This window comes from Parvularcula sp. IMCC14364 (genome assembly GCF_030758415.1).
Lineage (GTDB): Bacteria > Pseudomonadota > Alphaproteobacteria > Caulobacterales > Parvularculaceae > Aquisalinus.
Window position 1 is genome coordinate 459,181 of sequence record NZ_CP132334.1, and the last position, 25,346, is coordinate 484,526.

A 25,346-nucleotide genomic window follows, 5' to 3' on the forward strand; every position below is an offset into this window, starting at 1 on the left:
GGCCGTTTGTATAAAGAATAAGATCATTATTCTGTCTATTCTCATAATCGGAGAGTTTCCAAAAACGCACGCTGCGCGTAGCTACTAGGGTCTGTACCCAATTTAACTGATTGATTTGTTTGTGCAAAGCGTGATTCAGGGATTTCCGAAAGGGAGTCTTAAATGGCGCGGTTTGATTTGTCGGATGAAGAATGGGCGGTGATTGAACCGTTGTTGCCAAAGGTTAGCCGCGGCCCGAAGCGCAAAGATGATCGTACGATCCTGAACGGCATCTTTTACATTTTGCGCACAGGCGCGCCATGGCGGGACTTGCCGGAACGATATGGACCGTACACGACTGCTTACAATCGGTATAACAGGTGGGGCGAGCGCGGCGTCTGGAAGGGCATATTCGATGCGCTCGCTGAAGAATGTGAGGACAGTCTGATCTTCATAGACGCCTCGATTGTCAAAGCTCACCGCGCAGCGAGTGGCTCAAAAAGGGGGAACTGGCGGAAGATATTGGACGCTCACGGGGCGGTCGCACAAGCAAAGTTCACGTGGCCGTAGATGAAAATGGCAGGCCATTGCGCATTGAGGTCACTGGCGGCCATGTTCATGACAGCCAGGTGATGAATGTCTTCCTCGACTGGGAGATGCCGCCTCTGGCGATGGTCCTGGACAAAGCCTATGGCAGTGCGAAGATCAGGCGCGATATCGCCGATGAAGGTGCGTTGGCGGTTATTCCCGCCAAGTCCAATGCGCGCAATCCGGTCCCGCATGACACCAGCCTTTACGCCATGCGTAATATTGTCGAGCGGTTCTTCTGCAAAATGAAAGACATGAGACGGCTGGCTACACGGTTCGAGAAATCTCGAAGGAACTTCATCAACATGATATATCTCTTCGCAGCAAAATGCTGGATCAATTGAGTCCACACCCTAGTAAGCGATTTCTAGCAAGTACTTGCGGTAGTATCTGAGTGTGGACATGATCTATAGCAATTTTACAGGACGGTAGCTCTTTAATAAGTTTTGATGCGCCAAACCTTGAGGAGTGGTATGGAAAAAGTTCAATACAAGAAATTTTCTGCCTAATTTCAGCTATCGCTGATGCATAATCATTGTCATATTTTTGCTCAGCTAACGCAAGCAATACATCCTTTAACTTTCGTTCCCACCAAGCGTAGCCTGCGGTCCAACAATACTTGGAATCGAGCGCAGTGAATTTTCGGTTTTTTTGGTTAATTGTGTCTAATTTTGCTTTGTAAAAACTCTTGTCATTAAATTCAACGTAGTAGTCAGTATGGCAAAATCCTGGGTTTAAAAGTAATAAGATGATGTCTGCATTGTCTAAATCGCCTTGATAGGGACCTGGCAATAGGGAAAGATGGATTTTGTCATCAGAAATTTGAGAAGATTGATACTTGTGAATATAATCTTCAAAGTTATTGACCGAGGGGTTTAAAAGATTTTTATATCGGTTGCTTAGCAGAATCTGTTCGTCAGCATGATGCGCTAACACTATGCCATCATCTGAATACGAACTCCAGAAATTTGCTAACTCATTTGTCATGACTCACTTCATAAAAGGCTGGATTTTCTTGTAGGTCAACGAACGCCACAGCCATTCCAGTGGACCGAAGCGGAACACCGACAGCCAGAGCGGCGACCAGACCAGCATCGCCACGAATGTCGCACCGACAATCAGCATCAGCTGTTGCAGGCTCACCTCTCCATACAATCCAAGGCCGTGACCGTAAGCAAGGGTCGTGCCAAGCACTGAGCAGGCAATATAGTTCGTGAACGCCATCCGCCCGACAGCCGCAACTGGTGAGAGTTTCGGGCCAACCCGGAGAATGAAGGCAATCAGCGCCGCATAGCCGAAGGCGCCAAGTGGCCCCGCAATCATGATCACAGGCGTCCAGACAGAGAAGGCTTCATAGGACCAGTTGGCCTTGTTCAGTTCCAGCACGCGCCAGAATTCCATTCCCCATGCACTGCCAAGCGCGATAATCGCGATCGGCAGGTAGACGGAAGATTTCCAGCGTCCCTGCAGGAAGCCGGTTTTGAAAAGTACCATACCGGCCAGCATCAGCCCAAGCGTCATCGCAAACATGCCGCCAAACAGGCCATAGCCGATAATCATGCCAAGCGCGTTTTCTGCCCGATAGGCAATATGGCCGGGAATGCCGCCGAGATAGATCGCGGATTCTTTGGCCAGCATTTCAGGGTCCGTCCCCCACATCATGCCGCTCATTTTCTCGGCCATGCCGGGAATATAAGGTGTCGCCATCATGAAACCGCCCATCCAGAGAGAGCCGAGGATCATGAAGAAGATCGTCCAGAAAATCAGCTTGCCGGTGGACATGTTGCGGAACAGGATCGCGATGAAACCGGTAATCGCATAGACGGTCAGTATATCCCCCATCCAGATGCCCACAAGGTGCACAAGCCCGAACAGCAGCAGGAAGGTGAGACGCCGCCGCAACCTGCGGCCAGCTTCTTTTCTGTCACCGCCAGCCTCCTCGGCCTTCATGGCAATCAGCATAAGCCCGGCGCCGAACAGTGCGGTAAAGTTCGTGCGCCATTTATTATCGACAAAAATGTTCTGCACATTGGCGATGAAAGCATCCACGTCCGATCCCCAGAGCAGGGGATTGGCGTAGAAGGCGAAAGGCTGGAACATTGCCTTGATGTTGACGATGAAGATCGCCATCACGGCGAAGCCGCGCAAAACATCCATGTAATCCAGACGGTTTTCAAGACTGACGGGTGCATCGGCAGTGGACATGAGGTTCCCTCTCAAAAATATTTTGTCCAGCATAGTGCCTCACTTTGAAAAATAAAGTGAAATTTTGTGAAGGCATTCCCGGCCAGCGTTTTGCGTCGGTTTAGCCGCATGTTGGCTCAAACGGGCAGGGGGTACCGAGGGTTCACGGCGGGCTCTAAAGTCCCAGAAATGCCTTGATGTCATCGGCCTGCGCTTCTGCGTCCTTGCGCCCCAGGTCCATCAGGGCACGAATATAACCAGGTTCAAACAGAAGATAGGAGGGCAGCACCCAGGGAGCCTTTAGCGCCCCGATGGAGCGCAACAACATGCGCACGGTTGCCGGCATCTCATGGGCGTGCTGGCCGGCAATTTCGCGAATATCCTGTGATGGCTTGATCATCAGGACATCCAGCGTGCGCAGGTCTGTCTGTGCCCGGCGCTCTGGCAGCATTCGCTCAAGAGTCGAGTTGATGCGCTGCAACCGCTCCACATCTGCTTCCAGATTGTCGTTGAACACAATATCCATCAACTGGCCCGATACCTGGCCGATCGACGGGTAAGGCACCTGTTCGTGCCTGACCGGTTCGCCGGAGAGCTTGCCGTCCCGTGCCCCGATCACCAGCAGCTTGTCTGCGCCCAGATGAATGGCGGGGGAGAGCGGCGCGATCTGCCGCAGGGCGCCATCCCCGAACCAGGTGCCGTCCACTGACCATGCAGGAAAGATGAAAGGCAGTGCGGCGGATGCCAGCACATGATCCGGCCCGATCTCGCATTTGCGCCCCACCCGGCGCGAGCGCCGCCATTCCGCCGCATCGACACTGCCCTGATAAAAAGCAACAGCCAGCCCTTCCTCATAGGAGGAGGCGGTGATCGACAGGGCGTCCAGCAGCGGCCCGTCGAGGTTTTTCTTCAGTTGCGCAAAATCGGTTTCCCGCCCGATAAGTTCTTTCAGCGGCGTATTATCGAACAGGGATTGTGGCGGCGAGACGCCAAAAGCACCGCCCAGTACATAGCTCAGCAAGTGGCCAAAGCGCAGCGCCACCTTGTCCGCACCAGTTTCAAACACGTTTTGGGTGCGCAGATTTCCCCATAAAGCTGACAGCCGACGGATTGCTTTTTTCAGGTCCTGTGCCCCGCTGGTCAGCGATACGGCATTGATCGCCCCGACAGAGACGCCGGTAATGACCTGAAAGGGCAACTGCCCATGCTCCAGCATGTCACCAATGGCGCACATCACGCCCACCTGATAGGCCCCGCGCGCGCCGCCGCCGGACAGAATCAGGGCTGTCTTGCTGTCACCATTATTCATATCCGTCTTATACAGGGTGTTCGTGGGCTGAGAAAATAACGTGTTTCACTCTTTTCACGCACGTGGCCTGCTATGCCTGTGCTGCATCGCAATAACAAACGCCGGAAAGCTGCGCCGGTTAGAGTTGTCGCGCACAGCTTTTTGGTGTAGACCATCCACAGCCGAGGGGCGTCTGCCGGGATATAGAGAGAGGCAGGCTGAGATGAACCCTTTGAACCTGATCCGGCCCATACCGGCGGAGGAACTGGCATTACAGACAGGCGAAGGCCTGCCATCGGGCTTTCCTCGCCGCCAGTGAAGACGCCGGAATACCGGGTTGGCCGCGAGGAGAGCCTTATTTGTGTCTGACGCTTTCTATTCCCCGCATTTCCAAAGGCACACGCATGTCTGGCGCTAGGCTGAGATCACAGAGAAAGACCCATAATGAACAAACACGTCCCCCAGTCTGAATTCACCACGCCGGAAGTCACCACCGGCCCCTTGCCGGCGAGCCGCAAGGTCTATGTTCAGTCAGAGCGCTTTGCGGATGTGAAAGCCCCCATCCGCGAGATTGACCTGCACCCCTCAGCCGAAGAGCCACCATTGCCGGTTTATGACACAACCGGTCCGTACACAGATCCTGCAGTCACGATCGACGTGGAAAAGGGCCTTGCCCGCCATCGCACCAACTGGGTCACGGCGCGCGGCGGCGTTGAGGAATATGACGGCCGAGAGGTCAAGCCGGAAGACAATGGCGGCGCCAGCGGTAAATATCTTGCGCGCGAATTCCCCATCCGCAACCGCCCTTTGCGCGGCACTGGTGAGGCCCCCATCACCCAGCTTGAACACGCGCGGGCCGGCACCATCACCAGGGAGATGGAATATATCGCCATCCGCGAAAACCTTGGCCGCCGTAAGATGCTGGAAGATGCCGAAGCCACCATTGCCGCCGGTGAGAGTTTCGGCGCGGAAATCCCGCCTTTCATCACGGCAGAATTTGTGCGTGATGAAGTGGCCAGAGGCCGCGCGGTCATCCCGTCCAACATCAACCACCCGGAGCTGGAGCCGCAGATCATTGGCCGCAATTTCCTGGTCAAGATCAATGCCAATATCGGCAACTCCGCCGTCACGTCATCCGTCGAGGAAGAAGTGGACAAGATGGTCTGGGCAACCCGTTGGGGCGCAGACAATGTGATGGACCTTTCCACGGGCCGGAACATTCACAACACCCGCGAGTGGATCATCCGCAATTCGCCGGTCCCCATCGGCACGGTGCCGATCTATCAGGCGCTGGAAAAAGTCGGCGGCGTCGCTGAAGACCTCACATGGGAAGTCTATCGCGATACCCTGATTGAGCAGTGCGAGCAGGGCGTTGATTACTTCACTATCCATGCCGGTGTTCGCCTGCCCTATATTCATCTGACAGCGGATCGTGTCACGGGCATCGTCTCGCGCGGTGGCTCGATCATGGCCAAATGGTGCCTGGCCCATCACCGGGAGAGTTTCCTCTACACCAAGTTTGAGGAAATCTGCGAGATCATGCGGCAGTATGACGTCACCTTCTCGCTGGGCGATGGCCTGCGCCCGGGGTCTACGGCAGACGCGAATGACCGCGCCCAGTTCGCCGAGCTTGAAACCCTCGGGGAACTGACGAAAATCGCCTGGGACCATGGCTGCCAGGTAATGATCGAAGGGCCGGGCCACGTGCCCATGCACAAGGTCAAGGTCAATATGGACAAGCAGTTGAAAGAATGCGGTGAGGCTCCGTTCTATACGCTTGGCCCCCTCACCACGGATATTGCACCGGGTTATGACCATATCACCTCCGGCATCGGCGCCGCCATGATCGGCTGGTTCGGCACCGCCATGCTGTGTTATGTGACGCCCAAGGAGCATCTGGGCCTGCCCAACCGGGACGATGTGAAAGTCGGTGTCATCACCTACAAACTGGCTGCTCACGCAGCAGACCTTGCCAAGGGTCACCCCGCCGCGCATTTGCGCGATGATGCGCTCTCCCGCGCGCGCTATGAATTTCGCTGGGAAGACCAGTTTAATTTAGGGCTAGACCCGGAAACCGCGCGAGACTTCCACGATCAGACCCTGCCGAAGGAAGCCCACAAGGTCGCTCACTTCTGCTCCATGTGCGGACCGAAATTCTGCAGTATGAAGATCACCCAGGATGTGCGGGATTATGCCGACGGCCTGACAGACAATGAAAAGGCCGATTTGGAGGCCGCCACAGAAGAAGCCCGCGCCGGCATGGACCGCATGTCAGACAAATACCGCGAAATGGGCAGTGAATTGTATCTGGCCGAGGAAGCCGTGAAGAAGTCGAATGAGGTTTTGTGAGGGAATGGATGCTATAATGCGTCATATTCCTGTTGTCATGGGCGTCGTGTTTATCTTCTCTATGTCTAGTTGCGCAAGAAGTGAAGCTAGCGCTGACGTATACACGCTTTATCGTGATAGCCCATACTTGGAGGAGATAGAGAAGGGTAGGCTTGACATAAAGTGGCAACGCGTTCATGTGGCAACATTTGATGCTAGAAATATGGATACAGAGTATAATTCGAGCAAATGTCTAAAGGTAAAAGAATTTTTCCAAAATGAATGGAGAGAATATCATCAAGAAAAACCAGAACACTGGAGCCATTTTTGGTGTGAACCTGGAGGGTATAAATAAGTGGGGCGGATGAAACGCAGCGTAATCCGGCATCCCGACAGAGCTGAATTTATTCCAGACTACTTGTTTATAGGAATGCACTATGAAATTCCCTTTACTAGTAACACTCTGTACAAGCCTCTTGTTGGTGAATTGTGTGGCCAAATCAGAAGTTGAACTAACATACGAAGAGCAGTCCTATGTTTTCGACAAGGCTGAGTATCATTATGACGGGGATTACCCTGAAGACCTGCCAATTGAAAATGCTTTCACCCATACCGGGTTCTACCTGACCTGGCTCGCCGAAAACGACCTTCTCAGTGATGAAACAACGACCTACCATCGTGATAGAATTGTCCAACTTTCAAAGCGTAACATTTCTCCAGTCAAACTGTATGAAGTGGGGGACGGGTCCCTGATTGGAGAAATTCTGTCCGTACAGGGTTGTAAATTCTCAATAGGCTATTTCGAATTTGAAACGGGGTCTTATCTCCAGGATTATGTCGCCACTTTCCCTGACTTACCCTCAGTCTATCACGTCGAACCAACATGGGAAAATTACGACAAGATCAAACCGGTCATTGACCAACGCTATAGGGAATGGCGCGACAGCCAATAAACTCGGGTCCGCTAAGCACCCTGTGAGCCTACGGGATTTAGCTATATACCATTGAGCAATATATGATTGGCGGTGAAATACAAAGCATCGAAGATCAATGATAAAACCGGTTGTGCGAGAGTCATAAAAGTCAGCCAGTATTGACGGTCAGTCCAATCATTTTCCATGTACATTCCGTCATTAGTTTCTTCGAATAGTCGTCTTTTCTCCTGTCTTTGCAATGTCGTTCTTAAGAAAATCGGTATCATCCGCTTATAGTATGGAACAAGCATCAGCGGCCCCAGAATTAACCATGGCAGTATCAGTTTTAAAATTTGCCATCTTCTATACAGCCTATCGACTGGATGTACCCAGTTAGGCTGATGTGGTCTTCGCTCACCTGTCTTGGAGCTGTTAATAATGCGTGGATCTGTCAGATGACCGTTATATGTTGCTGTTATAGACAGTACCCAGATCGAAATAATGTCCATGGCTGTTTGGTTCAACTGGATATTGAAAAAAGGTATTGTCCAAATATCAAATATCCAGCGTCGTACGACATCGACCATTAAAGACCGATAGAACTCAAGCATCCAAGCGGTTGCGTCATCTAGGGCAATGTTACCGTATCTCACTGTTAGCGATGCAATACTGCCAGCAGCTAATAATGTTCCTAAAAGAGCAAATATGCTCTTCAATAATCTAATAACGGCCACTTAACCCTCCTTGGCTGATAAAACTCTATTCCGATGATATGGAGTGAGCAAGCGCGGCGGAGAAGCCGTAGCTCACCCCTTTTTCACCAGCGTCGCCAGAGCGACGCCGCCAAGAATAATTGCGCTCGCCACGACAAACCTCAAGGTCAGTGGTTCCGCGAGAAACAGAATGCCACCCGCTGCGGCAATCGCGGGCACGCTCAGTTGCGCTGCCCCGGCTTGCGTGGCGCTGAGCCCCGGCAGGGCAGCATACCAGATCGTATAGCCGATGCCCGAAGCAACAATACCGGAAAGGAGGGCGTAGAGAACGCCCATCACAGTCGGGGCTGTCTCCCCCGTCAGCACCACGATTGGCACCAATGGCAGGCAAATGATCGCTGCTCGAATAAAATTGCCAGTCGTTGCCCCGGCCGGGTCTGTCGTGCCTCTGCCGATCAGCGAGTAAACACCCCAGGAGGCGCCGGCAAGTATCATGGCGAAGACCGCCAGCAGGGGCGGCGCAGTTGCCGCAGGGTAGAGCAGCCAGACCAGGGCGGCAAAGGCAGAGATAAGCCCGATCCATTGCAGGAGCCGCAGCGTTTCTCCTTTATACAACCCCCAGTCAATCATGGTCATCTGTACCATGAAGAACAGGATAACAGCACCGAGTCCTGCACCTAGCGCCAGGTAAGCGTAAGAGAAGAAAACGGCATAAGACAAAAGAGCGAGGGGTCCTGTCCAGCTACCTTGCCACAAGGCGCTGGCAGTGCCTTGCCGCAAGGCCATCAGTACACCCATAAAAACAGCGCCTGAGATAATGCGAATGGCCGTGTAACCCCCAGCGCCTGCCGCCCCGTCAATCAGCGCGAGGCGCGCCAGAACGGAGTTCGCGGCAAAGGCGACCATGGCGATAATCGTCAACAGAAGCGTGCGACTCAAGCTCGTCATAAGGTCCCACATGTGCCGACAATCTCAAAGCCTGCCAAGGATAAGCCGCACTGCTCGCCACTTCGTGATGGTAAGTGCCGTCAGTCTTTTGTGTAATCCGTCTTGAACGTCGTGCAGTCCGTGCCTTCCGGCGCGGCGTTGTCCATGGCGAAGACGATGCGCCAGTCACCCTCGGCTTTGGCCAGCACAAATTCATTCACGCCGCAGCCCACGACTGCACCTTTATAGGTCACCACAAAAGGGGCCCATACGGAGGCAAGCCGTCCGGTCGCCTGCACTTCAATCTCAAAAATTTCCTCCACGGCATCACCGGGAGATTGTGCGCCCACCCAGTCGCGCCATGCCTGCAAGCCATCAGGCCGGATCTCGCCGGTGTTGGTGACGCGGCGCAGCTGCGCATCGGGCAGAAAAACTTTATCCACCAGTGTCGCGTCGCCCAGATACATGGCGCGGAACATGCTGCGGACCGTTTCTTCCGGTGTGGACAGGTTCAGCGGATCATCAAGCCCCGCCGGCACATAGGCTGCTTCTTTCTCAGCCTGAGCGAAGCTGGCGGGGGCCGCCAATAATACGATAGCCAGTAATGCGAGCAGGCGTGTGGGAGTGTGCATCATCTTGTCCTTCCAGAGGGGCAGGCGAAGAATAGCGCAATGCCTTGCGTCAGCCCACCCTGTTCTAAGGGGGTAGCTTACGCCAATAAGATGTAAGCGCACCTGTTGCGCACGCGCACAAAATGCGCTTAAGTAGCACATTCAGATGGCGGGGCATTCGGTCCGGCTGTCTCAACCAGAGAAAGGAGCCACCAGATGGCCACTAAAAAAGTTAAAGCCCTGAAAAAGGAAATCAAATCCCGCAAGAAGCGCATTTCCACACAGGAATCTAAGCTGAAAAAAGCGCGTCGCGCGCTGAAAAAAGCCGCGTAACGGCGTCAGCAGGCATGACAACCTGAAAAAGCCCGCCGGGACCTTTCCCGGCGGGCTTTCTTGTTGGTAAAATTCCAACTATTTCAAAGCCTTGACCAAACTTATGTGCCCCCCTTTGTGATGGCCTATTATTCGTTGCAGGCTCATTCATGAGAGAGTGGGGCTGATTAGCAGACAAGCCATTGGCCTGATTATTTGAGTCCCATGGCCTGCGGAAACATGCAGCTGTGTCCTTAACTCAGCGCGAGACAGGCAGGGCGCAAAATTCAGCGATCCTGGTTCACGTCGGCCTTTGCCCGGCGGCGTGCTTGTGCTTAATTCAGGACAGAGAACCAACCAGAGGGGAGTGGGTGACGATGTCTTCATTAAAATCACTGATTGTTGCCGGTGCTGCGGCGCTGGCTTTGGCACCATCAATGGCCAGCGCGGCTGGTGGTGGCGGCGAGCCGGTCAAGTATTTTGCCATCGGGGCAGGATTGAGCGTGCCGGATGATACCGAACAGGATACCAGTCTGGCGCCTTTTTCGGGGGCCAATAATTTTACCCTGCCGGATGGTTTCGACACGAGTTTTGATCCAGGCTTCAATGTCGGTGCGCTTGTTGGTTACAAGTTCAATGATTACTGGCGTATCGAAGGCGAGTATCGCTATTCCTCTGCGGATATTGACGCCACGACAACGCGGGGCCAGTTCAATGTGCCCACATCCGCCAATCCTGGCGGCACGCTGACGGCCAACTCTGGTGATGTCAGTGTGCACGCGCTGTTTGCCAATGCCGTTCTTGATATCAACATGGCCAATAATCTGTTGCCATATCTGGGGGCAGGCATCGGCTATGCTGACGTGGAAATTTCCGGCCTCGGCGCCGATGAGGGCGAGGGCGTTTTCGCCTATAAGGTCTTTACCGGCCTTGATGTCAAAATGGATGAGAATTCCTGGGTAGGCGCACGCTTTTCTTTCATGAACACGGGCGATTTTGCCTATGATCCTGTGGGGTTTGATACGGTGGGCGGTGCCTTCACCCTGAGTGAAGGGCAATATGCGTCTTTCGACCTGACGATCGCCTATCGCCGCAAATTCAAGTAGGTGCCGGTGCGGTGGTAAAAGGTATGGTTCTTGCCCGGTGGGGGCATGATGTTTGTTACCGCTGAAGAACGCCAGCCACTGGGTGGATTTTTGACCTTTCTGTTACCGATGCTGGTGGTTGGCATTGGTGCAGGTATCGCTGTGGGGCTGCCACTGCCCGAAATGGTCAAAAGCCTGATTAGCATTGCCGCGGCCAATTTCCTTTATCTGTGGCGGGCCAGCAAACCGCTGGGCACGGTTGGGGTGACTGTTCTCGTGACGGCCGTCATGGTGCTGAGTTTTCATCTGGCCGGGCCTGGCTGGTTGAGCGCACTGGCATGGATCAGCCTGTTGGCGCTGGCAGGCGCGATGATCGATGATCCGGCGGCGGGGTTGACGGTGCCACCGGCCTGGCGGGCTGTTTTTGCCCGGTTGACGAGCCTGCCGCTGATTTTGTTGATGGTTTTTTTTCTTGGCGGGCTGTTCGTCCTCATGCTGACAGCCCTGTTTCAGGTCAGTCTTTCCTTTGGGCCATCAGGGGCAGCAGGTGGGGGGGCTGAGACGCTCATTCAGTCCCTCACTGACGAATGGAGCCTCTTTGCGCTTGGCGGTGGTGGGCTTATTCTGGCGAGTGTTGTTGCACTGGTGCGGTTGCAAAGGGCAGTCATTGGCGCGCTACGCTACGCGGTGATGCTGGCCTGCCGCTGGCTGCTGCCAGTGCTCAGCGTTGTCAGCCTGGTGTTTCTGGTCAGCGCGCCGGGCAATGCTGCTTACAGCAGTGATACCTTGCTGGCTGTGTCACTGGTTTTTGCCAGTGTGCTGCTGGTGGCGGTCAACCTTGTCTGCGCAGATGGGGCCAGCCAGGGCCCGCCGCTCTGGATCAGGATGTCGGTCTGGTTTGCTGCAGTGGTGATTTTGTTGATGGCGGTGATGCAACTGACGACGATACTCGGCTTTGCAGGGGATGGTGCAGGGGCCGAACTATGGGCCGGCTATGCCGTTCCTGTGCTGATTGTCGCGATAGCCGGTTTCTGTCTGTTGGCGGCGTTACTGTCAGGCGTTCTGCCAGGGCGGGACAGCTGGCTGCCATGGCTGCCTGTCCTCAATACAGTGCTGGTTACGTTGATTGGATTTTCACCACTCTGGTCACTCATTCTGTGACACGCGGCATGACTGATGACGGCTAAACCGGTTCTTTGTCTTTCTTGGCATGTTCGGTCATCACGACCTTGCGGTGTGGCCCGCGATAATCTGCGACCCCCTCGGTCAGGGCATAACAGGCGAGCCGGACCGTCAGCGGGATTTGCACTTTCTCGCCGTCACGTTCACCTTTTTCGTAATACTGGATCATCCGGCGCTTCAAACCGAGCGCGTGCGCCGCATCCTTCTGGGAAAGGCCCATGCCCTTGCGCCATTTTTTGAAATCACTCGGTTCCATACCCATCCCGATCCATTTCCAGTCACATTGCCTATAGCGTGCAATTATTGCGCTTTTGTTACAATCTTCACGGTGATTATCGTTAATGCTGTGTTGGCCTGTGACAAGTCATTGATAACGCGATGGTTTTCATAATTTCGCATTGTTGGCAATAAGCCACACACACCACCTTTAATTGTTAAGCAATGTGGCCTATATCAATAGATGTCGGGCAACCGACTATGGCGATAAATTGCGTTCGTAATAAGCGGATTGGACCCGGGGGCGGTACCCGGCGGCTCCACCAGAATACCCGGCCTGATCTGATGATCGGGTCTTGTGGCGGGGCCGAAATAGGATCGACAAACGTGTACAGGCTCTGCTTTCGCCCGGATGATCTCCGTTATTGGATCACATTTATAGTTGCAAATGACAACTACAAGGAAGAGTTCGCTCTCGCTGCGTAACGCAGTGCGAGTTACTCGCTTTAAACTCCTAGGCCCTTTCCAGGTCTAGGCGGGGCCTCCGGGAGCCTGGCAACAGAATCCCGGGTTTCTTTCCTTGAGATATTCCGTCAACCCACAAATGCCTTTTCGACTACGAACGTATCGGGTTTCGCATTTGAGCCTTCGGTCAGGCCGGCTTTCACGGTCAGGGCCTTTGTATCATTGATCATGTCCATGGAGCCACAAATCATGACGCGATCTGTCTCCGGATCAAGGGGAGGCAGACCGAGATGTTCAAACAGTGCACCTGTTTCAATCAGGTCAGTGATACGCCCCATATTGTCTGACTGTTCGCGTGTTGTCGAAGCAAAATATTTGATCTTGTCCCGGACAAATTCGCCGATCAGTGGATCATCGGGCAGGCTGTTGACCAGGTCACGGGAATAGGCAAGTTCGGCAACTTCACGGCATGTATGCGTGACGATGACCTCGTCAAATTTTTCATAGGTTTCCGGGTCACGAACCAGACTGGCAAAGGGGGCAAAGCCTGTACCGGTGGAGAACATGTAAAGGCGTTTGCCGGGCACCAGCGCATCCAGCACCAGCGTGCCGGTAGGCTTTTTCCCCAGTAAAATTTCATCACCTGGCTGAATTTTCTGGAGTCGCGATGTCAGGGGCCCGTTTTCGACCTTGATAGAGAAGAATTCCAGTTCCTCATCCCATGCGGGGCTGGCGACAGAATAGGCACGCAGGATTGGTTTGCCATTGTCACCGGGCAGGCCAATCATCACGAATTCGCCTGAACGAAACCGAAAGCTTTGCGGGCGTGTTGTTCTGAAGGCAAAGAGCCTGTCAGTGTAGTGTGTTACACTGAGTACTTTTTCCAGTGTGGGAGCGTTCGGGTTTAGCTTGGGTTTGTCCATTATTGCGGCCTCAGTCATGTTGGCAGCCTCTGATTTTTCAACGATGCTTTTGGAGTGCAGCATATAGTCAGCCAATGACGGTGTGACAACACCGTCTGTATGACGAAGCCGTGACCCGAAGACGATAAATCATCGCCTCTGCATTAGAAAAGCTGCACCTTTACAGCAAATCGTCAGCTTCCTTGAATTTCATGGCGAGGTCTTCGGCAACTGCTTCATGGGTGATCCAGCCTTTCGCGACATTGAGTCCACGCTTGAGGTGGCGGTCACGACGCAGGGCATCCTGCACGCCGCGATTGGCCAGGTTAACGGCATGGGGCAGGGTCCGGTTGTTCAGTGCCAGGGTTGAGGTGCGCGCAACAGCGCCCGGCATATTGGCCACACAATAATGCACAATGCCATCAACCTCGAAATATGGATCCTGATGGGTTGTTGGCTTGGAAGTCTCAAAACAGCCCCCCTGATCAATGGAAATATCAACCAGCACGGCGCCCTTTTTCATGGTGCCAAGCATTTCACGGGTGATGAGTTTGGGCGCTGCAGCGCCGGGCACCAGAACAGCTCCCACCACGAGGTCGGCGGTGGTAATTGCTTCGGCCAGAGCGCCAGCGGTTGAATAAACCGTCTGTATGCGGTTTCCAAAAATTGTATCCAGTTCTTCCAGCTTGGTGATGGAGCGGTCAAAGACGCTGACATCCGCATGCATGCCAACAGCCATCTGGGCGGCATTGTAGCCGGAGGTGCCGCCACCAATAATAACGACCTTGCCGGCTTCCACACCCGGCACACCGCCAAGCAGAACGCCGCGCCCGCCTGCGGCCATTTGCAGACACGCAGCACCAACCTGGATCGACATCCGGCCCGCCACTTCGCTCATTGGCTGAAGCAGGGGAAGGGTGCCCACATCCGAGGTCACGGTTTCATAGGCAACGGCCCAGCAGCCTGATTCTGCCAGCGCTTCGGCCTGTGGTTTGTCTGCTGCCAGATGCAGATAAGTGAAGAGTGTCTGCCCTTCGCACAGCATCGCGCATTCATGCAGTTGTGGTTCCTTGACCTTCACAATCATGTCGGCTTCGGCGAAAATTTCTTCCGGCGTGCTGACAATTTTTGCGCCTGCTATCTCATATTGCTCGTCGAGAAAGTCGATGGCAGCACCGGCGTTGGTTTCAATCAATACCTCGTGCCCGGCCCGTGTCAGTTCGAGCACACTGTCCGGTGTGAGGCCAACACGAAACTCGAGTGTCTTGATTTCCTTGGGGCAACCGACGCGCATGTGATTCTCCTTCCCGGTTTTTTTGTTGCATCTATATATCTGCCAACTGCGCATTTTACTATCTGCAAAAAGCAACAGCGTGGCGTATGAGGTTGGCTAGAGGAATAAGGCGATTACCTGCTTTTAAGTCTTGAAAATCAGACGGTTTCTGCTTGTTTCAGGGGAATGAATTGAGATGATCTGACCCCTGGCGGGTCACCAGAGGAGTGTTTGTGATGCAAAAAGGCGGATTTGAATTTACCGGTGAATGGCGTGAGGGCGATGAATATATCCTGAGCGACGGGGCGCTTGAGTTTCTGAAAGAGCTGGTGGACCAGTTTGCCGGTCGCCGCGCGCAGTTGCTGCAGGCACGGCGCGACTGGTACAAAAAAATTGATGCGGGCCAGTTACCGGATTTCCGTCCTGACACCAAAGCCATTCGCGAAGGTGACTGGAAAGTTGGCGCGCTACCAACGCCATTGCTCGATCGTCGCACCGAGATTACTGGGCCTGTTGATCGCAAGATGGTCATCAATGCCCTCAATGCGGACGTGAAAGTTTTCATGGCTGACTTTGAAGATGCCCTGTCGCCAACATGGCGGAACGTGGTGGAGGGGCAGCAAAACCTCCATGATGCGATCCGTCGCACGATTGATTATACAGACCCGAGAAGCGGCAAACACTATGCGTTGAGTGATGATCCGGCGATCCTGCTGGCGCGGGTGCGCGGGCTGCATCTTGATGAGAAGCATATCAGGCGTGATGGGTTGAATGTGCCCGGTGGCCTCGTGGATTTCGGTCTTTATTTCTATCACAACTGGCAGGCGCTGATTGATCTTGGGCATGGGCCTTTCTTCTATGTGCCGAAACTGGAACACGCCGAAGAGGCCCGTTGGTGGAATGATGTGTTTGTTTACGCGCAGGAGCGCGTGGGCCTGCCTGTTGGTACGATCAAGGCAACGATGCTGATCGAGACACTGCCAGCCGTTTTCGAGATGAACGAAATCCTCTTTGAGCTGAAGGAACACGCCGCTGCCCTGAATTGTGGCCGTTGGGATTATATTTTCAGCTATATCAAGACTCTGAAAAGTCACCCGGACCGGATGTTACCGGATCGGACGGATGTGAATATGAGCCAGCCTTTCCTGGATGCCTATTCACGGCTGCTGGTCAAAACCTGCCACCAGCGCGGGGCGCTGGCGATGGGCGGCATGTCGGCCTTCATCCCGAGCAAGTCGGAAGAAGATAACAAGGTTGTCTTTGAAAAGGTGCGTGCTGACAAACAGAAGGAAGCGGACAATGGCCATGACGGTTCCTGGGTCGCGCATCCAGGGCTGGCTGCCATTGTGAACGAAGTATATGGCAAGGCGTTTGAGGACGGTAAAACCAATCAGCGTCACATCCTGCGCGAGGGCGATGCACCTATTGTAGCTGACAATCTGCTGGCTCCGTCAGAAGGGAATTACACAGATGAAGGCTTGCGCGACAATATTCGCGTTGCTCTGCAATATATCGAAGCATGGTTGCAGGGTGCCGGTGCTGTGGCAATCTATGGGCTGATGGAAGATGCAGCCACGGCTGAAATTTCGCGTGCCTCCATCTGGCAGTGGATTCGCAATGGCGCAAAACTGACCAATGGTGAAACCATGACTGCTGATTATTTCCGCAAGGCCATGGCGGAAGAGATTGAAGTCATCAAGGGCGAAGTTGGTGCTGAGCGCTGGGAGAATGGCCGCTTTCCGGAAGCGATTGAACTGTTTGAAAATCTCTGCCTGCAGGACGGGTTCGCAGAATTCCTGACCCTTGGCGCTTACGAGAAACTGTAAGCCATCGGCTGATGCAGCTTGCCGGGCGCTGTCTGCACACATGCGTGAAGTCAGAGTTTTTTCTGTGCGTCATAATAATTGTTGCCGCCTTCATCCTCGTGCGTCCCAAGCAGGATCATGTCAGCGTCACTCAAAATAGCTGAATAGGCGTCGCGCCCCAGTGAGCTGGATATTTGTCCGGTCAGCATATCCTTCCAGGTACAAGTCTGGTGCGGCGCGGAAAACAGGAGCCGTCCACCGGGATTCAGTACACTGCAGATATGGCGAAGCAAGACAGTTTGCCTGTCTTCTGGCAACAGGAAGATCAGCCCGATTGCCAGCGCAGCGTCGAAGTGCCGCCCGAAAAACCGGCTCTGTTCTGCGGGCTCGCAGGCGATCTCTATAGTCGGGAATTGTTGCCGGAAGGCAGTCACCATTCTGGGCGATGCATCAATGGCGAAAACGCTCAGGCCCTTTTTGATCAGGATAGAGGTCAGCGGCATGCCCGATCCGGCACCGATATCCACGACCGTGCTTTTTGGCGGAAGAGTGTCAGCCCATTTCGTGACAATGTCAGTGCCAACGGTGGACCGTATGTCAATAAATTCAGCCGCGATAGTGTCATACCCGTTTGAGTGATCTGACGACATGGGCGATACGCCTCCTGTGTTGTTTATGTGTCCAGTTGTTTCTGATAACAGCATGATCTGACAAGGGCTTTCTCCCGCCGCACCTGCTACCAAGGCTGCCTCTGACAGGCATTAACCTTGCTGCGTATGGATATTTCATCTGTCCCGCAGATGGTTAAGATAGCCGGTTTGAACGGGAAGGAATGTGCGCGGTGTTGTGCAGAATCAAGCTGCTTGTCCTGGCGGTGATTGTCGTGACCGGGTGTGAGGCTATACCGCCTGCGCCGAGATCATTGGAGGCTGCGCCTGTCACGCAGGCGCCGGTCCGCGCGATAGTAGCACCGGTTCAGACGACGCGCCCGCCCGCCGGCGACACACAAACAGCCGAGCTATCAGACTCTTGTGCCTGCGCAGTTCCTGCCGAGATGTTTGTGCCCTCCGCGATGCGGGTGCAGCCTGTGTTGAGCGCACAGCGCCAGGGTGTTCAGCCGGTATTTCGCAGCACGCCTGCCCGCGACATCATGCCACGGCTTAATCTTGATCAGGCGATCCGCATGGTGAACGTATATCGCGGCGAGAACGGACTGGCACCGCTGTTCCTTGAGCGACGTCTGGTCACAGCTGCGCGCAGCCATGCGCAGGACCTCGCACAGGTTGACCGTGTTTCCCACACCGGCAGCGATGGGTCGACATTGCAGACGCGCTTGCAACGTGCCGGGTACGACGCCCATGCCGCAGCGGAAAATATCAGTGGCGGTCAGCGCAGCTTTGAAGAAGCATTTCGCGCATGGCAGCAAAGTCCGGTACATCGCGAAAAACTGCTGGCAGCAAAGGCACAGGATATTGGTATTGCCTATGTGTATGATCCCGCGTCAGAGTACCGTGTATTCTGGACCCTGATTATTGCCGAACGGTTTTAACCTAGGCTGCCTTGAATACGATGAAGCGGTTCCAGCAATAGGTCAGAACAGCCGCAGTACCGGAACTTGCGATGAAGGCAATGGTTGTGGAGGTTGTGAGAGATGTATCGCCCACCAGATGTGGTGACAGCCAGGCCGGCATGATGCTGATAAACCACTGCCACAGGCCAATCAGGGCCTCACCGCCAACACTGGCCACCGGGCCCTGGAGAAAAGTGAAAATCTGCCCTTGCGTCAGCCCGATCATCAAACCGGTATGCAATAACATGACGATAATATAGCCGGCGACCATCAGGGCAAACCCGTGAACGTGGCTGCGCCCGCCATCAAAGACGAAATAGTGATTGCCGAGATAAGAGATCAGCAGGCCGCCGCCGAAGCCCAGCAGGTTGGCTGCGGCCAGCGATGTGACAAGCCCCGTTTCCATCAGAACCATCAGGATGAGATAATGCACCAGTGTTGCCGCGATACCGACCATGGCAAAGGCGCCAAGTGATTTGGCCAGATCAGACAAATGGCGTTTCATGCCGTCAGTTGAGCCGGTTTCCAATGGTGTGGCAATGTCAGCTGTCGGTGTCACGGGGAGGTATCTCCAGCAGTGCAGGCGTTTGGCGTTAACCTTGTGGGGCAAAAGATTGAAAAATCCTTGACCGCTCGAGGTAATTTGCATGTGGGCGAGCTGAGGGGGCAGCTGGTGAAAACAGGATGATATCTCCCTCGCGGGCCTTATGGCGCGCGCTTTCGATCATGCTCTCAAGGCTGTCGTGATGCGAAATCAATGTTGGCGCTGCGCCAGACTCAGCTGCTGCCTGTAAGGCAGAGGCCGTTTCGCTGAAGGCATAAAGCTGGATATTGGCGCGGGCCCGGCAATGTGCGATCAGGGCATCAAACTGCTGGCCCCGGTCTGCCCCGCCCAGCAGCAGGTGAATGGTCTGCCCCTGCCAGCGCGTGAGAGCAGAAAGTGTTGCCTCCGGCACTGTCGCCAGCGCGTCATCAACCCAGATGAGTCCATCAGTCGTTGGCAGGATAAACTGGCGGGACGGCAGACCGGGCCAGCCCGACAGATTCTTCTGCAAGGCAGCCGAGACCTGATCCGGGGTCAGCAAACCACTGGCAAGGCAAGTGGCAATGCTGGCCCGCAGAGCAAGCAACATCGACGGTGCGGCAAAGGCCGGGTGCAGATCAACTGGCGTCAACTCATGTACGGTGCCGAATGTGATCCGGTTGCCGTCAATGCGGGTATGGTCGTCGAAGGTGGTGATCGCGCTGTTTGCCGGGACTTCCTGTCGTAAATCAGTAGCGACGATACCCCGCGCAGGCGGGTTTTGCGCGAAGGGGCGCAGCTTGTCATGCCTGTAGGCGCTGTGGCTGCCATGCCAGTCCGTATGTTCCTTATAGATATTGGTGACGACATGAAAAGCGGAGAGGGGCGGGAGATCGTGCATCATGTAAGAGGAGAGCTCAAGCACGCAAATTGTATCCGTACTGATGACTGCTTCAAAAGGTGTACGCCCAATATTACCCATCTCCTCGGCCCTGCGCCCGGCCCAGCGCAATAAATGTGCCGTCAGGCTGGCGGTGGAACTCTTGCCCTTGGTCCCGGTGATGGTGATGGTGTTTTGCGGCGCATATTTGGCCAGCCAGTAGCCGGTGGGCGTGGTGTGCGGAATACGCAGATGTCTGATTTTTTCAAAAACAGGATTATCCGGCGCAATACCCGGCGAGCGTAGATAGAGCTCTGGCCGCGGGGTGTCATGATTTTCCGACACCCACTCTGGCTCGGTCACATGGGTGACGGCTGTATTCTGCTGAAGGGATTCGGGCAGGGCAGAAAATTTATCTGCCCTGTCTATAACGGTAATGTGCTGTGCCTGCTGTGTGAGAAACCAGTCCAGCGCGGCGCGGCCTTCAACGCCGAGGCCGTGAATGATGAGTCTGGATGTGGCCGGATCAAAGATCATGGGCTGCTTTCATCATCGTGTCCGGCACGAAATGTCTGTCCGCAACACCCATTCCGTCCTGCCAGAATGTCTCGAGCGTTGCCGTATCATGCAGCGCCAGGATCTGCGGGATGAGTGCACGCACGGCTCGCGTGGCGCGCCAGGGGGAGGACAGGCTCAGCCGATATACTGTAGCGCGACATTCATTGATGGTGCCAACGCAATCCCACGGTTTGCTGTCTGTCAGTCCACAGAGTTCCCGATAAAGCGGCAGCAGGTTTTCGCGCTCAAGGAAATTATCGGGAAAGATTGTTCGGGCCTGCTCAAGGCTCAGATGTGGCGCCAGCATCAGCGAGGTGAAAGCGCATTTCGCGCACGCACCGCACCAGCGTGGTGGTTCTGCGCCGGTAATACGGAAGTTTTGGTTGCAACTGGTGAAGCGCGGGAATGCTTCCTGCAGAGCCGAGAACTTTTCGGCAATCCAGATCTCCGAATAGGGGCGAAGGACGGAAAAATAGGCCGGCGCCAACGGATCGGCTGTCCCGATGGCATCGCGCATGATATTCTCGAAGTTGCTGGATTTCGAATACTGATGATTTGCGACGATCCCGTCCTGCCGGATGGTTGGCTCATCGGCAGAGCGTTCATTTGCGAAAATCACACTTTGCGCACCTGACAGGCGGCCGAGAATGACCAGCATCAGCGCGTTAATGGCAGTGATGGGAACGTGGCCGTTCAGGGCATCAGCGGCATTCACATCGCGCAGTTTCGGGTCGAGATGTCGGCGCAGAAACAGCACTGGCATTTCGCTTGTGCGCTGGATCGCGGCCTCAACCTTGTCGGACATGACAACCGCACAGCGCTGCGCCGTCAGGCCCGCCCGCCGGGCGATTGCATCAGCAACATAAGAATCCTTGCCGCCGCCCCAGGCAACCAGTGCCTGTCCGTCAAGGCTGTGCGTCTGTGCCACCTGTTCGGGATAGGGGGCGCTGTCTTTGTCGCTGGCGACAATCTCAAGCTCATGGCTCTGATAGAGACCGTTACGCACATACAACTCAGCCAGACCATCGCCATAAAGGGCAGTTGCCAACTGGTGTAATTCTGATGAGATTCGCGTGAGGGGTAACAGCAGGCGGCGGGCGGCAGCGCATTTGTAATAACTGACCCCCAGCGCAACCTGCAACAGGTCGAGGAGGCCAGCCAGTCCCCGGTCCAGGCGCGCTTCCAGGGCCAGATCCGTGGCCGTAAAAGTGACAATTTCCGAGAAGGCCCCGTAGCGCGCGCAGGTATAGTCAAAACGCACAGACGCCCCGTCAGCTGACACCTGCCATCCCTCCATCCTGAAACTGTCTGCCTGTCGCGGGTCCGCCATGACCTGATCCTGAAAAACCATTTCCCTGATAGGTCATATCGCAGCATGGCGGCAATATGACAGTTTAAGCGAATGGCAGGCTATTTGATGCCTATTAGTCACCCGCTAAATGAGGGAGGTAGTTCACCAGAATAGAATGTGACCTATTTCCTTCGACGCCCATCGTCAAAACGTGCGTCATGTCCTTTCTAGCTGATGTTTAGAATTTTGGCGGGCCCGTCGTTTGCGGTCCATATTGTTCTGGCAAGTCACGCCAGGGCGCAAAATGTAAAAGATGCAGTTCAGGACCGTGCGATCATCTTTGTGCTTCAGGCTGCTGTTATCCTTTGGCAACGACGGTTCAATCACCGCCTATTCTTAATCCGAAAAATCAAAACATGCTATATCATACTCCCTTTCGGGAATCTTCTAATAACACACAGCTTAAAAGATCAATCAAGAAAATAAATTGCAGGGTATGATAAAATTAATATAAGATAATCCGTATAGTATACATTAATTATTCAAACGATAATATCATCTAATATATCAATTAATGATGTGTTATTTATTGTCAGCGTATCGTTTCCTATAAGCAAAAACACATCACCATTTTCCTCAACCATCGCAGCGATTGCATCATTGGCGTCAATGAAATCAAAATCAGTTAGATCAATTTTATCAGTACCATTTCGAAAGTCTATTATTGATACTTCCTCATCGCCAACGTTGAATACAAATGTATCGCTTCCGCCGTTACCAGAAAGTATATCAATGCCGCCCCCACCAGAGAGAATGTCATCGCCGCCACCGCCGGACAAAGTATCGTCACCGAGTCCACCGGAAACTTCATCATTGCCACTACCCCCAAAAATCTGATCGTTTCCAGAATTTCCATTGAGGATGTCGCTTCCCCCTCCACCACGAATAATGTCGTTGCCTGAATCCCCAGAGATTATATCAGTTAAACCATTACCAATGATTAGATCATTGCCGGCGCCCCCAAAAATAGTGTCGCTGCCCCGCCGACCTTCTATCTGGTCGTTGCCATCACCACCCTGAATAAAATCACCTGAATCGCCGCCAATAAGAATGTCGTTTCCTATGCCGCCGTCCAATTGATCTCGCCCCCCACCCGCCGAAAGCGTATCATTACCTTCATTCCCGAAAAGCTTGTCTTTGCCTCCGTTCCCTTCGATCTTATCATCTTGAGTTCCGCCGAACAGGCTGTCAGCACCGGAGCCGCCGAATATAGTATCAGAGCCGTCACCTCCGAAAACCGTGTCTCGCCCGCTACCGGCTTCAATATAATCCTGCCCAGCCATGCCATCTATAATATCATTTCCCGCAAGGCCTTGCAGTCTATTATCGGCGATATCACCTATCAATGTATCGTTAAAGTCTGACCCAGTGATGCCCTCAATGTTTTGAATAGTGTCACCTTCCGCGTCGCCACCGAAGGAAACACCTGTACTGAGGTCAATAGATATTCCGGCTGAAGAAGAATGGTAACTTGCAACATCGATATCCTCGCCACCATCTAATATGTCAGCGCCAGAACCACCAATGAGCAAGTCATTACCTCTCCCGCCAAGCAGTTCATCATCTCCAGCAAAACCAAATATTTCATCTCCAAGAAAAGATCCGTTTAAAACATCTTCGTCATCAGTGCCGTTTAGCCCTGTGGAGAAACCGAAAATTATATATGTTTGGCCGCTTACAGATGACTCATTACTAGGGCCTCCAGGTAGTCCGATTGCCACGTCGTCAAATCCATCGCCATTAATATCACCGGCAGAGGAAGCTTGCGTACCATTACTCACTGCGAAACCATTCGAGCCGTCAAGCTCGGATAGCTCGACGGTATCCGTAAAACCTCCATCACGACCAAACACAATATAAGTTTTTCCAAAGGAAATGAAATTACCATTTCTAGATGTAACTTCACTGTCTGTACTTAAGATGAAGTCTCCAACCCCATCTCCATTGAAATCTCCTGCAGAACCTATCGCTGTAGTTCTTTCTCGTTCACCCACACCGTTAATTGCAAACCCCTGACTGTTGTCAAAATCGGATAGTTCCAGTCGATCTTGTGTGAAGTCATTTCTACCATAAATTACATATGCTTCTCCGGAATCATATGCGTTCGCATCACCACCAGGCGCCCCCAAGAATATATCATTAATGCCGTCACCGTTAACATCACCAATATTGCCAGATGCTGCCAATCTATCACCCGCATCTATACCTTCTATTGTGAAGCCATTCGAGCCGTTCAAGCTACTCACGTTCATTGCGGCAGGCTTGATATTGTCATCACCAAAAATAATATACACTTCACCAACTGAATTTTTCCCTGAACTATTTGCATTTGCGGCACCGATTGCGAAATCATCAATTCCGTCGCCATTAATATCGCCAAGTCCAGAGAGTGTGCTGCCGGAATAGTCTCTACCGCCTGTTCCTTGCACCACAAATCCGTTGAGACCGTTTAGATCTGATGTTTCTATATTTTCACCGAAGCCCCCCGCGGAACCGAAAACAACATAAGTCTCTCCAGCGGAGAAGTTACCGTCCACAGTGGCTCGTATACTTGAAACCAGAAAATCGTCGATGCCGTCAGCGTTAATATCACCTGCGGCGGCAGTGCTGAAGCCCAGCCGGTCACCTGTGGTCAAGCCGCTTAAAGAAAAACCGTTAGTGCCATCAAGTGACGAGACAGAAAAGCTAGGCTCTGCCCCTTCAGTAGTGCCAAAAATGACGTATGCTTGACCGGAGTCAAAAGCTCCACCTGTATTTTTGTACGGCGCTGAAATGATAAAATCATCTATACCATCACCGTTGATGTCTCCGACAATATTAGCATCAAAACCAAGATTATCACCATCTGAGCTATCTTGGATGGGTTCAATTGAAAAGCCGTCCGAGCCATCTAGGCTCAGGACTCATTGATTGATCCAGAAGATCATCGTAGCTGCGATGCAGATGCTTGAGAAGTATGTGTGAGCACAGCGGTCATAGCGGGTGGCGACGCGCCGCCAGTCTTTTAGCCTTCCGAACATGATCTCGACTTTGTGGCGTTGTTTATAGAGAGTTTCGCAAAACTCCGCTGGATGACGCCGTCCTTTTCGCGGTGGGATGCAGGGCTGAATGTTTTTAGCGGTGAGAGCACTGCGAAACTCATCGCTATCGTAACCCTTGTCGCCGATCAGGGTTTTCGCGCCCTCCGGCAGTGCCGGATAGATCAGCTTTGCGCCGATATGATCGCTTGTCTGTCCAGCCGTCAGGCACATGATCAGCGGGCGTCCCATGTTATCGACAACGGCGTGAAGTTTTGAGTTCAAGCCGCCTTTTGTGCGTCCAATGTGCCTGGGAAAAGCCCCTTTTTTAAAAGGCTGGACGCGGTGCGATGGGCTTTCAAATGCGTGGCGTCAATCATCAGCGTTTCGGAAACGTCCCCTTGCGCAGACAGGTTCGAAAAGATGCGATCAAAAACGCCCAAGCGGCTCCAGCGGATAAAGCGATTGTATAAAGTCTTGTGCGGACCATATTCCTTCGGCGCATCACGCCAGCGCAAACCGTTGCGGATCACGAAGATGATCCCGGACAATACACGCCTGTCGTCAACGCGCGGAACACCATGGGATAAAGGAAAATACGGCTCAATCCGTGACAACTGCTCTTTCGATAACCAAATCAAATCGCTCATTGCAAAGCCTCCTTTGCAATCTTGA

At 53.6% G+C, this 25,346-nt stretch carries 22 protein-coding genes, 1 other RNA gene, 2 pseudogenes and 1 riboswitch; of the genes and pseudogenes, 9 read left to right on the plus strand and 16 right to left on the minus strand.

The annotated features are described in order from the left end of the window. Nucleotides 1–189: 189 nt before the first annotated feature. Nucleotides 190–908, plus strand: a pseudogene (locus tag RAL90_RS02235) (IS5 family transposase); the annotation flags it as partial. Here RAL90_RS02235 and RAL90_RS02240 read toward each other — a convergent pair. From RAL90_RS02240 to RAL90_RS02250, 3 genes are all read right to left on the minus strand, one after another. Then, nucleotides 904–1,554: a hypothetical protein gene (locus RAL90_RS02240; protein ID WP_306252907.1), complete on the minus strand. Its 651-nt coding sequence runs from the start codon at nucleotides 1,552–1,554 to the stop codon at nucleotides 904–906. The pseudogene RAL90_RS02235 and the gene RAL90_RS02240 overlap by 5 nt on opposite strands. Nucleotides 1,555–1,557: 3 nt before the next feature. Further along, on the minus strand, nucleotides 1,558–2,772 hold the full coding sequence (locus RAL90_RS02245) for a DUF418 domain-containing protein (protein WP_306252908.1): 1,215 nt from the start codon (nucleotides 2,770–2,772) through the stop codon (nucleotides 1,558–1,560). A 154-nt stretch (nucleotides 2,773–2,926) separates the two neighbouring features. Next, nucleotides 2,927–4,060, minus strand: a complete 1,134-nt coding sequence (locus RAL90_RS02250; RefSeq protein WP_306252909.1) for a patatin-like phospholipase family protein — start codon at nucleotides 4,058–4,060, stop codon at nucleotides 2,927–2,929. A gap of 154 nt (nucleotides 4,061–4,214) precedes the next feature. Continuing rightward, nucleotides 4,215–4,322: riboswitch (TPP riboswitch) on the plus strand. A gap of 161 nt (nucleotides 4,323–4,483) precedes the next feature. Between RAL90_RS02250 and thiC the strand changes: the two genes are divergently transcribed. The 3 genes from thiC to RAL90_RS02265 all read left to right on the plus strand — a co-directional run bounded on the left by thiC (nucleotide 4,484) and on the right by RAL90_RS02265 (nucleotide 7,320). Continuing rightward, a complete protein-coding gene (gene thiC / locus RAL90_RS02255) occupies nucleotides 4,484–6,388 on the plus strand; it encodes a phosphomethylpyrimidine synthase ThiC (RefSeq protein ID WP_306252910.1) in 1,905 nt (634 codons plus the stop codon). Nucleotides 6,389–6,404: 16 nt separating this feature from the next. Further along, nucleotides 6,405–6,722: a hypothetical protein gene (locus RAL90_RS02260; RefSeq protein WP_306252911.1), complete on the plus strand. Its 318-nt coding sequence runs from the start codon at nucleotides 6,405–6,407 to the stop codon at nucleotides 6,720–6,722. 136 nt (nucleotides 6,723–6,858) lie between these two features. Then, a complete protein-coding gene (locus RAL90_RS02265) occupies nucleotides 6,859–7,320 on the plus strand; it encodes a hypothetical protein (RefSeq protein ID WP_306252912.1) in 462 nt (153 codons plus the stop codon). 41 nt (nucleotides 7,321–7,361) lie between these two features. Here RAL90_RS02265 and RAL90_RS02270 read toward each other — a convergent pair whose 3' ends face one another. The 3 genes from RAL90_RS02270 to RAL90_RS02280 all read right to left on the minus strand — a co-directional run bounded on the left by RAL90_RS02270 (nucleotide 7,362) and on the right by RAL90_RS02280 (nucleotide 9,556). Further along, nucleotides 7,362–8,015, minus strand: coding sequence for a hypothetical protein (locus tag RAL90_RS02270; RefSeq protein WP_306252913.1), 654 nt, complete (start codon nucleotides 8,013–8,015; stop codon nucleotides 7,362–7,364). Between the two features lie 72 nt (nucleotides 8,016–8,087). Beyond that, nucleotides 8,088–8,942, minus strand: a complete 855-nt coding sequence (locus RAL90_RS02275; protein WP_306252914.1) for a DMT family transporter — start codon at nucleotides 8,940–8,942, stop codon at nucleotides 8,088–8,090. An 80-nt stretch (nucleotides 8,943–9,022) separates the two neighbouring features. After that, entirely contained in the window at nucleotides 9,023–9,556 is a 534-nt protein-coding gene (locus RAL90_RS02280; protein ID WP_306252915.1) for a nuclear transport factor 2 family protein, read from the minus strand. A 665-nt stretch (nucleotides 9,557–10,221) separates the two neighbouring features. On the opposite strand from RAL90_RS02280, the gene RAL90_RS02285 reads away from it, so the two are divergent. Both RAL90_RS02285 and RAL90_RS02290 read left to right on the plus strand, forming a co-directional pair. Further along, nucleotides 10,222–10,950: an outer membrane protein gene (locus RAL90_RS02285; protein ID WP_306252916.1), complete on the plus strand. Its 729-nt coding sequence runs from the start codon at nucleotides 10,222–10,224 to the stop codon at nucleotides 10,948–10,950. A 45-nt stretch (nucleotides 10,951–10,995) separates the two neighbouring features. Then, nucleotides 10,996–12,090, plus strand: a complete 1,095-nt coding sequence (locus RAL90_RS02290) for a hypothetical protein (RefSeq protein WP_306252917.1) — start codon at nucleotides 10,996–10,998, stop codon at nucleotides 12,088–12,090. A gap of 22 nt (nucleotides 12,091–12,112) precedes the next feature. Here the strand turns inward: RAL90_RS02290 and RAL90_RS02295 are convergent, their stop codons facing one another. Next, on the minus strand, nucleotides 12,113–12,373 hold the full coding sequence (locus tag RAL90_RS02295) for a helix-turn-helix transcriptional regulator (protein WP_306252918.1): 261 nt from the start codon (nucleotides 12,371–12,373) through the stop codon (nucleotides 12,113–12,115). Between the two features lie 160 nt (nucleotides 12,374–12,533). On the opposite strand from RAL90_RS02295, the gene ssrA reads away from it, so the two are divergent. Then, nucleotides 12,534–12,900, plus strand: a transfer-messenger RNA (tmRNA) gene (ssrA, locus tag RAL90_RS02300). A gap of 20 nt (nucleotides 12,901–12,920) precedes the next feature. Here the strand turns inward: ssrA and RAL90_RS02305 are convergent. Further along, a complete protein-coding gene (locus RAL90_RS02305) occupies nucleotides 12,921–13,733 on the minus strand; it encodes a ferredoxin--NADP reductase (protein WP_306252919.1) in 813 nt (270 codons plus the stop codon). 142 nt (nucleotides 13,734–13,875) lie between these two features. Then, nucleotides 13,876–14,988 carry an alanine dehydrogenase gene (ald, locus tag RAL90_RS02310; protein WP_306252920.1) on the minus strand — a complete coding sequence of 371 codons (1,113 nt, stop codon included), beginning with the start codon at nucleotides 14,986–14,988 and terminating at the stop codon, nucleotides 13,876–13,878. A 215-nt stretch (nucleotides 14,989–15,203) separates the two neighbouring features. Between ald and aceB the strand changes: the two genes are divergently transcribed. Further along, a complete protein-coding gene (gene aceB / locus RAL90_RS02315; protein WP_306252921.1) occupies nucleotides 15,204–16,793 on the plus strand; it encodes a malate synthase A in 1,590 nt (529 codons plus the stop codon). 50 nt (nucleotides 16,794–16,843) lie between these two features. On the opposite strand, the gene RAL90_RS02320 is transcribed toward aceB, so the two are convergent. Continuing rightward, nucleotides 16,844–17,422: a bifunctional 2-polyprenyl-6-hydroxyphenol methylase/3-demethylubiquinol 3-O-methyltransferase UbiG gene (locus RAL90_RS02320; protein ID WP_306252923.1), complete on the minus strand. Its 579-nt coding sequence runs from the start codon at nucleotides 17,420–17,422 to the stop codon at nucleotides 16,844–16,846. Between the two features lie 191 nt (nucleotides 17,423–17,613). Here RAL90_RS02320 and RAL90_RS02325 point away from each other — a divergent pair, with 191 nt between their 5' ends. After that, nucleotides 17,614–18,321: a CAP domain-containing protein gene (locus RAL90_RS02325; protein ID WP_306252924.1), complete on the plus strand. Its 708-nt coding sequence runs from the start codon at nucleotides 17,614–17,616 to the stop codon at nucleotides 18,319–18,321. Nucleotide 18,322: 1 nt separating this feature from the next. Here RAL90_RS02325 and RAL90_RS02330 read toward each other — a convergent pair whose 3' ends face one another. The 6 genes and pseudogenes from RAL90_RS02330 to RAL90_RS02350 all read right to left on the minus strand — a co-directional run bounded on the left by RAL90_RS02330 (nucleotide 18,323) and on the right by RAL90_RS02350 (nucleotide 25,321). Beyond that, the gene (locus tag RAL90_RS02330) at nucleotides 18,323–18,901 is read right to left on the minus strand and encodes a GtrA family protein (protein WP_306252925.1); all 579 of its coding nucleotides are present in this window, start codon (nucleotides 18,899–18,901) and stop codon (nucleotides 18,323–18,325) included. A 34-nt stretch (nucleotides 18,902–18,935) separates the two neighbouring features. Beyond that, on the minus strand, nucleotides 18,936–20,282 hold the full coding sequence (murD, locus tag RAL90_RS02335; protein WP_306252926.1) for a UDP-N-acetylmuramoyl-L-alanine--D-glutamate ligase: 1,347 nt from the start codon (nucleotides 20,280–20,282) through the stop codon (nucleotides 18,936–18,938). Next, nucleotides 20,272–21,633, minus strand: a complete 1,362-nt coding sequence (locus RAL90_RS02340; RefSeq protein WP_306252927.1) for a hypothetical protein — start codon at nucleotides 21,631–21,633, stop codon at nucleotides 20,272–20,274. The genes murD and RAL90_RS02340 overlap by 11 nt, the downstream gene beginning before the upstream one ends. Nucleotides 21,634–22,136: 503 nt before the next feature. Next, entirely contained in the window at nucleotides 22,137–24,290 is a 2,154-nt protein-coding gene (locus RAL90_RS02345; RefSeq protein ID WP_306252928.1) for a hypothetical protein, read from the minus strand. Between the two features lie 90 nt (nucleotides 24,291–24,380). Beyond that, nucleotides 24,381–24,554 (minus strand): annotated as a pseudogene (locus RAL90_RS16255) (integrin alpha); the annotation flags it as partial. A 3-nt stretch (nucleotides 24,555–24,557) separates the two neighbouring features. Continuing rightward, nucleotides 24,558–25,321 (minus strand): IS5 family transposase gene (locus RAL90_RS02350; protein WP_306252903.1). Its coding sequence is split into 2 segments (ribosomal slippage): nucleotides 24,558–24,988 and nucleotides 24,988–25,321, totalling 765 coding nucleotides; the frame shifts between segments, so codons are not numbered across the junction. Nucleotides 25,322–25,346 lie beyond the last annotated feature (25 nt).

Coding starts and splice junctions, on each gene's coding strand:
- RAL90_RS02240 (WP_306252907.1), bottom strand. CDS start 1,554: ATGACAAATGAGTTAGCAAATTTCTGGAGTTCGTATTCAGATGATGGC.
- RAL90_RS02245 (WP_306252908.1), bottom strand. CDS start 2,772: ATGTCCACTGCCGATGCACCCGTCAGTCTTGAAAACCGTCTGGATTAC.
- RAL90_RS02250 (WP_306252909.1), bottom strand. CDS start 4,060: ATGAATAATGGTGACAGCAAGACAGCCCTGATTCTGTCCGGCGGCGGC.
- thiC (WP_306252910.1), top strand. CDS start 4,484: ATGAACAAACACGTCCCCCAGTCTGAATTCACCACGCCGGAAGTCACC.
- RAL90_RS02260 (WP_306252911.1), top strand. CDS start 6,405: ATGCGTCATATTCCTGTTGTCATGGGCGTCGTGTTTATCTTCTCTATG.
- RAL90_RS02275 (WP_306252914.1), bottom strand. CDS start 8,942: ATGACGAGCTTGAGTCGCACGCTTCTGTTGACGATTATCGCCATGGTC.
- RAL90_RS02280 (WP_306252915.1), bottom strand. CDS start 9,556: ATGATGCACACTCCCACACGCCTGCTCGCATTACTGGCTATCGTATTA.
- RAL90_RS02285 (WP_306252916.1), top strand. CDS start 10,222: ATGTCTTCATTAAAATCACTGATTGTTGCCGGTGCTGCGGCGCTGGCT.
- RAL90_RS02290 (WP_306252917.1), top strand. CDS start 10,996: ATGATGTTTGTTACCGCTGAAGAACGCCAGCCACTGGGTGGATTTTTG.
- RAL90_RS02295 (WP_306252918.1), bottom strand. CDS start 12,373: ATGGGTATGGAACCGAGTGATTTCAAAAAATGGCGCAAGGGCATGGGC.
- RAL90_RS02305 (WP_306252919.1), bottom strand. CDS start 13,733: ATGACTGAGGCCGCAATAATGGACAAACCCAAGCTAAACCCGAACGCT.
- ald (WP_306252920.1), bottom strand. CDS start 14,988: ATGCGCGTCGGTTGCCCCAAGGAAATCAAGACACTCGAGTTTCGTGTT.
- aceB (WP_306252921.1), top strand. CDS start 15,204: ATGCAAAAAGGCGGATTTGAATTTACCGGTGAATGGCGTGAGGGCGAT.
- RAL90_RS02320 (WP_306252923.1), bottom strand. CDS start 17,422: ATGTCGTCAGATCACTCAAACGGGTATGACACTATCGCGGCTGAATTT.
- murD (WP_306252926.1), bottom strand. CDS start 20,282: ATGATCTTTGATCCGGCCACATCCAGACTCATCATTCACGGCCTCGGC.
- RAL90_RS02340 (WP_306252927.1), bottom strand. CDS start 21,633: ATGGCGGACCCGCGACAGGCAGACAGTTTCAGGATGGAGGGATGGCAG.